Source organism: Pseudomonas defluvii (assembly GCF_001695625.1).
GTDB lineage: Bacteria > Pseudomonadota > Gammaproteobacteria > Pseudomonadales > Pseudomonadaceae > Aquipseudomonas > Aquipseudomonas defluvii.
This window is the reverse complement of the sequence record NZ_MBPN01000166.1, coordinates 1-6,766: the sequence shown is the minus strand read 5'-3', so window position 1 is coordinate 6,766 and position 6,766 is coordinate 1. Positions and strand designations below refer to the sequence as shown.

7 protein-coding genes are annotated in these 6,766 nt (G+C 61.0%); 4 read left to right on the top strand and 3 right to left on the bottom strand.

Translation table 11 applies throughout. The annotated features are described in order from the left end of the window. Positions 1-40 precede the first annotated feature (40 nt). From infA to aat, 3 genes are all read right to left on the bottom strand, one after another. Positions 41-259 carry a translation initiation factor IF-1 gene (gene infA, locus EKA13_RS25200; protein WP_002553999.1) on the bottom strand — a complete coding sequence of 73 codons (219 nt, stop codon included), beginning with the start codon at positions 257-259 and terminating at the stop codon, positions 41-43. 102 nt (positions 260-361) lie between these two features. Further along, on the bottom strand, positions 362-1,069 hold the full coding sequence (locus EKA13_RS25195; RefSeq protein WP_065761819.1) for an arginyltransferase: 708 nt from the start codon (positions 1,067-1,069) through the stop codon (positions 362-364). 57 nt (positions 1,070-1,126) lie between these two features. Then, entirely contained in the window at positions 1,127-1,807 is a 681-nt protein-coding gene (gene aat, locus EKA13_RS25190; protein ID WP_065761818.1) for a leucyl/phenylalanyl-tRNA--protein transferase, read from the bottom strand. A 300-nt stretch (positions 1,808-2,107) separates the two neighbouring features. Between aat and EKA13_RS25185 the strand changes: the two genes are divergently transcribed. The 4 genes from EKA13_RS25185 to crcB all read left to right on the top strand — a co-directional run. Then, positions 2,108-4,543: a DNA translocase FtsK gene (locus EKA13_RS25185; RefSeq protein ID WP_065761817.1), complete on the top strand. Its 2,436-nt coding sequence runs from the start codon at positions 2,108-2,110 to the stop codon at positions 4,541-4,543. A gap of 63 nt (positions 4,544-4,606) precedes the next feature. Next, positions 4,607-5,230 carry an outer membrane lipoprotein periplasmic chaperone LolA gene (gene lolA, locus EKA13_RS25180; protein WP_065761816.1) on the top strand — a complete coding sequence of 208 codons (624 nt, stop codon included), beginning with the start codon at positions 4,607-4,609 and terminating at the stop codon, positions 5,228-5,230. Positions 5,231-5,248: 18 nt separating this feature from the next. Further along, a complete protein-coding gene (locus EKA13_RS25175) occupies positions 5,249-6,574 on the top strand; it encodes a replication-associated recombination protein A (RefSeq protein ID WP_065761815.1) in 1,326 nt (441 codons plus the stop codon). Continuing rightward, positions 6,571-6,766, top strand: a 196-nt coding sequence (crcB, locus tag EKA13_RS25170) for a fluoride efflux transporter CrcB (protein ID WP_100250163.1), incomplete at its 3' end; no start/stop codon positions are given. The genes EKA13_RS25175 and crcB, both read left to right, overlap by 4 nt.

Below are 6,766 nucleotides of genomic sequence, written 5' to 3'. Positions count from 1 at the left end.
AAAACGCCCGGCTCATGCCGGGCGTTTTCGTCGATGACGCTTAACGGGCGCGGTAGGTGATGCGCCCTTTGCTCAGGTCATAAGGCGTCAGTTCGACGCGGACCTTGTCACCAGTCAGAATTCGAATGTAGTTCTTGCGCATTTTTCCGGAGATATGCGCGGTAACGACGTGCCCGTTTTCCAACTCCACGCGGAACATGGTGTTGGGCAGGGTGTCGACGACAGTGCCTTCCATTTCGAAGCTGTCTTCTTTCGACATGCAGTAAAGCCCTCGGTATCCAGTTAATGGCCCGGTGCGGCTGCGCCAGGCAAAAAAAGTGGCGTGCATTGTGCCCGAAAAATGGGGTTCAAGCCAAGGATTTCAATTTAGCGTCACCCAGCGCTGATTGATCAGCAGCTCGATGGGGCGGTACTGGGTCTTGTAATTCATCTTTTTGCAGTTCTTGATCCAGTAGCCCAGGTAGACCGCCTCCAGGTTCAGGCGCAGCGCTTCGGTGATCTGCCAGAGGATGGCATAGCGCCCCAGGCTGCGACGCTCCTCATCGGGCTCGTAGAAGGTGTAGACCGCCGACATGCCGTTGGGCAGCAGGTCGGTGACTGCCACGGCGAGCAGGCGACCGTCCAGGCGAAATTCATAGAAGCGTGAGAATGGCAGGTCGCGGACCAGGAAGGTGGCGAACTGATCGCGGCTCGGTGGGTACATGTCGCCATCGGCATGGCGCTGTTCGATATAGCGCCGATACAGGTCGAAGTACTCTTCGTTGAAGGCCGGGCGCGCCGCGGTCACGACCAGGTCGGCGTTGCGCTTGAGGATGCGCTTCTGCTGGCGGTTGGGCAAAAACCGTGCAGCCGGAATGCGTGCCGGTACGCAGGCATTGCAGTTCTGGCAATGCGGCCGGTACAGGTGGTCGCCGCTGCGCCGGAAGCCCATTTCCGACAGATCTGCGTAGACATGCACGTCCATTGGCTGGCTCGGGTCGAGAAACAGCGTCGTGGCTTGCTCGTTTGGCAGGTAGCTGCAGGAATGGGGTTGAGTGGCATAAAACTTCAACCGCGCCAGCTCTGTCATGATCAACCCCTCGGGAGTGACGTTTGTTTTAAGTGTAAGCCAGCTGGAAAAACTCGCCTAGCAAACCCATGTCGCCGAGTTGGCTTGATCGAGGTAGCGACGCAGGTAGTCGGCGAACGTGGCGCGGGCAATTGCCCGGGCGCCGAGGCTGTGCAGGTGCTCGGTGGGCATCTGGCAGTCGATCAGGACAAAGCCAGCGTTTTTCAGGTGCTCGACCAGCGTTGCAAAGCCGACTTTGGAGGCGTTGTCGGCCCGGCTGAACATCGACTCGCCGAAGAACAGGCGGCCCATTGCCAGCCCGTACAGGCCGCCGACCAGCTCACCTTGCTCGCGGACTTCCACGGAGTGGGCAAACCCCTGCTGGTGCAGCTTCAGGTACGCCTTCTGCATGCTGTCGGTGATCCAGGTGCCGTCGGCATAGGCGCGTGGTGCCGCGCAGGCACGGATGACGCCGGCGAAGTCCTGGTCGAAGCTGACCTGGTAGCGCCCTTGGCGCATGACCTTGCGCAACGAACGCGAGACATGCAACTCGTCGGGAAACAACACGGTGCGCGGGTCTGGTGACCACCACAGGATTGGCTGACCATCCTGGTACCAGGGGAAGCAGCCATGCCGATAGGCCTGGACCAGCCGTTCCGCGCTCAGGTCACCGCCAGCGGCGAGCAGGCCGTTGGGGTCGCGCAGCGCCTTTTCCAGAGGGGGGAAGTCAAGAGAATCGCGGCTCAGCCAGGTCAGCATCGTCGTTTCAACGGCAGAAGAGGGGAGGGTGGTCAGGATCGCCTGCCAGGGCGATGCGGGTCAACCGCAACTTGCCGGCTGATTTGTTGTCCCTACTACGCAAAAAGCCCGTATAAGCCTTTGTCACAAAAGAGAATGCGTGCTCAAATTGAACATTATGCAATTAATCCCGTGTGCGACGTATTCTGGCGCACCGCCATGGCGACATACGGGTAGTAATGTTAAAAGTAATGGTTTGTTGGCTGCCTTCGTCAGCCAGCCACCTGTTGGACGCGCAAGCAGCGCAGGAATAGACGCGTTTTGAAGAAATCCACCGCTACCCCAAACCCCTTGCCGGTACCGCTTTGGCGCCAGCAACTGCACTACCGGCTCAAGGAGGGTGCCCTGATTGCCATGGGCGCCCTGTGCCTGTATCTGTGGATGGCTCTGCTTACCTACGACCAGGCAGACCCTGGCTTCAGCCACACCAGCAACGTCGATCAGGTGCAGAACGCGGCGGGCCGCGCCGGCGCCTTCTTTGCGGACGTGTTGTTCATGGTGCTGGGCTATTTCGCCTACATCTTCCCGCTGTTGCTGGCGATCAAGACCTGGCAGATCTTTCGTGAGCGTCACCAGCCCTGGCAGTGGAGCGGCTGGTTGTTTTCCTGGCGCCTGATCGGCTTGGTGTTCCTGGTGCTGTCCGGTGCTGCGCTGGCGCATATCCATTTTCATTCGGCCCCAAGCCTGCCGGCGTCTGCAGGTGGCGCGCTGGGCGAAAGCCTGGGTGACCTGGCCAAGAATGCCTTGAACGTGCAGGGCAGTACCCTGATGTTCATTGCCCTGTTTCTGTTTGGCCTTACCGTGTTCACCGACCTGTCGTGGTTCAAGGTGATGGACCTTACCGGCAAGATCACCCTTGACCTGTTCGAGGTGTTCCAGGGGGCGGCCAGTCGTTGGTGGTCAGCGCGTAACGAGCGCAAGCAACTGGTTGCCCAGCTGCGTGCGGTCGACGAGCAGGACCAGGAGATCATGGCGCCGATGGTTGCCGAACGCCGCGAGCCGGCCAAGGCTCGTGAGCGCGTCGTCGAGCGTGAGCCGGCGCCGAGCAAGCCGGTGGTCGAGCGTCCTCAGTCGCCTGCGCCGATCATCATGCCAGCTCCAGCTCCAGCTCCAGCTCCGGCGCAGGTCAAGGCGGCAGAGCCGATCAAGCGTGTGCAGGCGGAAAAACCCGCGCAGGTGTTCGTCGATAGCGCCGTCGAGGGCACCTTGCCGCCGATCTCTATCCTCGATCCTGCCGAGAAGAAGCAGGTCAACTATTCGCCTGAGTCGCTGGCCGGTGTCGGGCAGTTGCTGGAAATCAAACTCAAGGAGTTCGGTGTCGAAGTGTCGGTGGACTCGATCCACCCTGGCCCTGTGATTACCCGTTACGAAATCCAGCCCGCTGCCGGGGTCAAGGTCAGCCGTATTGCCAACCTGGCCAAGGACCTGGCGCGTTCGCTGGCCGTGACCAGCGTGCGCGTGGTCGAGGTCATCCCCGGCAAGACTACCGTGGGTATCGAAATCCCGAACGAAGACCGGCAGATCGTGCGCTTCTCCGAAGTGCTGTCGTCGCCGCAGTACGATGAAGCCAAGTCGCCGGTTACCCTGGCGCTGGGCCATGACATTGGCGGCAAGCCGGTGATTACCGACCTGGCCAAGATGCCGCACCTGTTGGTGGCCGGTACTACCGGTTCCGGTAAATCGGTGGGCGTCAACGCGATGATCCTGTCGATCCTGTTCAAGTCGAGCCCGGAAGACGCCAAGCTGATCATGATCGACCCGAAAATGCTCGAGTTGTCGATCTATGAGGGCATTCCGCACCTGCTTTGCCCTGTCGTCACCGACATGAAGGACGCGGCCAATGCCCTGCGTTGGAGCGTGGCCGAGATGGAGCGGCGCTACAAGCTGATGGCGGCCATGGGCGTGCGTAACCTGGCCGGCTTCAACCGCAAGATCAAGGATGGCGAGGAAGCCGGCGAGCCGGTTTATGACCCGCTGTTCCGCCGTGAGAGCATGGACGACCAGCCGCCGCTGCTGAAAACCCTGCCGACCATCGTGGTGGTGGTCGACGAATTTGCCGACATGATGATGATCGTTGGCAAGAAGGTCGAAGAGCTGATCGCCCGTATCGCCCAGAAAGCGCGTGCGGCCGGTATCCACTTGATCCTCGCGACTCAGCGGCCCTCGGTGGACGTGATCACCGGCCTGATCAAGGCCAACATTCCAACCCGAATGGCCTTCCAGGTATCGAGCAAGATCGACTCGCGCACCATCATCGACCAGGGTGGTGCCGAGCAGTTGCTCGGCCATGGTGACATGCTCTACATGCCGCCAGGCACCAGCCTGCCGATCCGTGTACACGGTGCGTTCGTTTCCGACGAAGAAGTGCACCGCGTGGTTGAAGCCTGGAAGCAGCGTGGCGCTCCGGACTACAACGACGACATCCTCAACGGTGTCGAAGAGGCCGGCAGTGGCTTCGAGGGCGGTAGCGGCGGCGAGGGTGGCGACGACGCTGAGACCGATGCGTTGTACGATGAAGCGGTTCAGTTCGTTCTGGAAAGTCGTCGTGCGTCCATCTCCGCGGTTCAGCGCAAGCTGAAGATCGGCTACAACCGCGCTGCGCGGATGATCGAAGCGATGGAAATGGCTGGTGTGGTCACGGCCATGAACACCAACGGCTCGCGCGAGGTCATTGCGCCTGGGCCAATGCGCGACTGATGATCGATTTTGCCGGGTGCCAATGACGGTGTCCGGCCCATTCACTGTTCTACGAGGATTCTCATGCGCCTGATTCGCATGTTGTTGGTTTCTGCCCTGACGGTGTCCGCCATTCCGGCCTATGCCGGTGAGCAAGACGTGGCGCGTCTGACCCAGTTGCTGGAAAAATCGCAGACAATCACTGCCCGTTTCTCGCAGTTGACCCTTGATGGCAGCGGTACCCAGTTGCAGGAAACCAACGGTGAAATGTCGGTGAAACGCCCTGGCCTGTTCTACTGGCACACCGATGCGCCACAGGAGCAGGTCGTGGTGTCGGACGGGCAGAAAGTCACCCTGTGGGACCCGGACCTGGAACAGGCGACCATCAAGAAGCTCGACGAGCGTCTGACCCAGACACCAGCACTGCTGCTGTCCGGCGATGTGTCGAAGATCAGCCAGAGCTTCGAGATCTCTTCCAAGGAGCAAGGCGAGGTGGTGGATTTCACCCTCAAGCCGAAGACCAAGGACACCTTGTTCGACTCCCTGCGCCTGTCGTTTCGCCGTGGCCTGATCAATGACATGCAACTGATCGACAGCGTCGGTCAGCGCACCAATATCCTGTTCACCGGGGTCAAGGCCAACGAGGCGATTCCAGCGGGCAGATTCAAGTTCGACATCCCGAAAGGCGCTGACGTCATTCAGGAATAAGAGGTAAGGCAGCCGTTGATGGACCTGTTTCGTAGTGAGCCTGTTGCCCAGCCCTTGGCCGCGCGTCTGCGCCCGGCCAACCTGGACGAGTACGTCGGTCAGGAGCACCTGCTGGCGCGTGGCAAGCCACTGCGTGAAGCACTGGAACAGGGCGCGCTGCACTCGATGATCTTCTGGGGGCCGCCAGGGGTGGGCAAGACCACCCTGGCGCGGCTGCTGGCGCAGTTTTGCGATGCCCACTTCGAAACGGTGTCGGCCGTGCTGGCCGGGGTCAAGGAGATCCGTCATGCGGTAGAAATCGCCAAGCAGCAAGCCGGCCAGTATGGTCGCCGGACCATCCTGTTCGTCGATGAAGTGCACCGTTTCAACAAGTCGCAGCAGGATGCTTTCCTGCCCTACGTCGAAGACGGCACGCTGATCTTCATTGGCGCGACCACCGAGAACCCTTCGTTTGAACTGAACAACGCCTTGCTGTCGCGGGCGCGGGTCTATGTGCTGAAAAGCCTCGACGAAGCGGCGTTGCGCAAGCTGGTGCAGCGTGCGCTGAGCGAAGAACGTGGCCTGGGCAAGCGCCAGCTCAGCTTGGGCGATGAAGGCTTCAAGATGCTCTTGGCGGCGGCGGATGGCGATGGCCGGCGTTTGCTCAACCTGCTGGAAAACGCCTCGGACCTGGCCGAAGACGGCAGTGAGATCGGCGTCGACCTGCTGCAAAGCCTGCTGGGCGATACCCGTCGCCGTTTCGACAAGGGCGGAGAGGCGTTCTACGACCAGATTTCGGCACTGCACAAATCGGTGCGTGGCTCCAACCCCGACGGTGCGCTGTACTGGTTTGCGCGGATGCTCGACGGCGGGTGCGACCCGCTCTACATTGCCCGGCGCGTGGTGCGCATGGCCAGTGAAGACATCGGCAACGCCGATCCTCGCGCGTTAAGCCTGTGCCTGGCCGCCTGGGACGTGCAGGAGCGCCTGGGCAGCCCGGAAGGCGAGCTGGCGGTGGCGCAAGCGATTACCTACCTGGCCTGTGCGCCGAAGAGTAACGCGGTGTACATGGGCTTCAAGGCCGCCATGCGCGAAGCCGCCGAGCACGGTTCGCTTGAGGTGCCGCTGCATTTGCGCAACGCGCCGACCAAGCTGATGAAGCAGTTGGGCTACGGGGACGAGTACCGTTATGCCCACGACGAGCCGGATGCCTATGCCGCTGGCGAAGACTACTTCCCCGACAACCTGGAACCGCGCCAGTACTATCAACCAGTACCGCGCGGCCTGGAGCTGAAGATCGGCGAAAAGCTCAAGCACCTGGCCGAGCTGGACCGGCAAAGCCCACGGCAACGGAGAAAACCATGATTGCGGTTGTTGCGGCGGTGAGTGCAGGCGGCATTGCCGGTACCTTGCTGCGCTTTGCCACAGCCAATTGGGTGAACGCGCACTGGCCACGCCACTTCTATCTCGGTACGCTGGCAGTCAATCTGATTGGATGCTTGTTGATCGGGCTGTTGTACGGTTTGTTTTTGCATCGCCCGCTGGTACCGGTCGAGT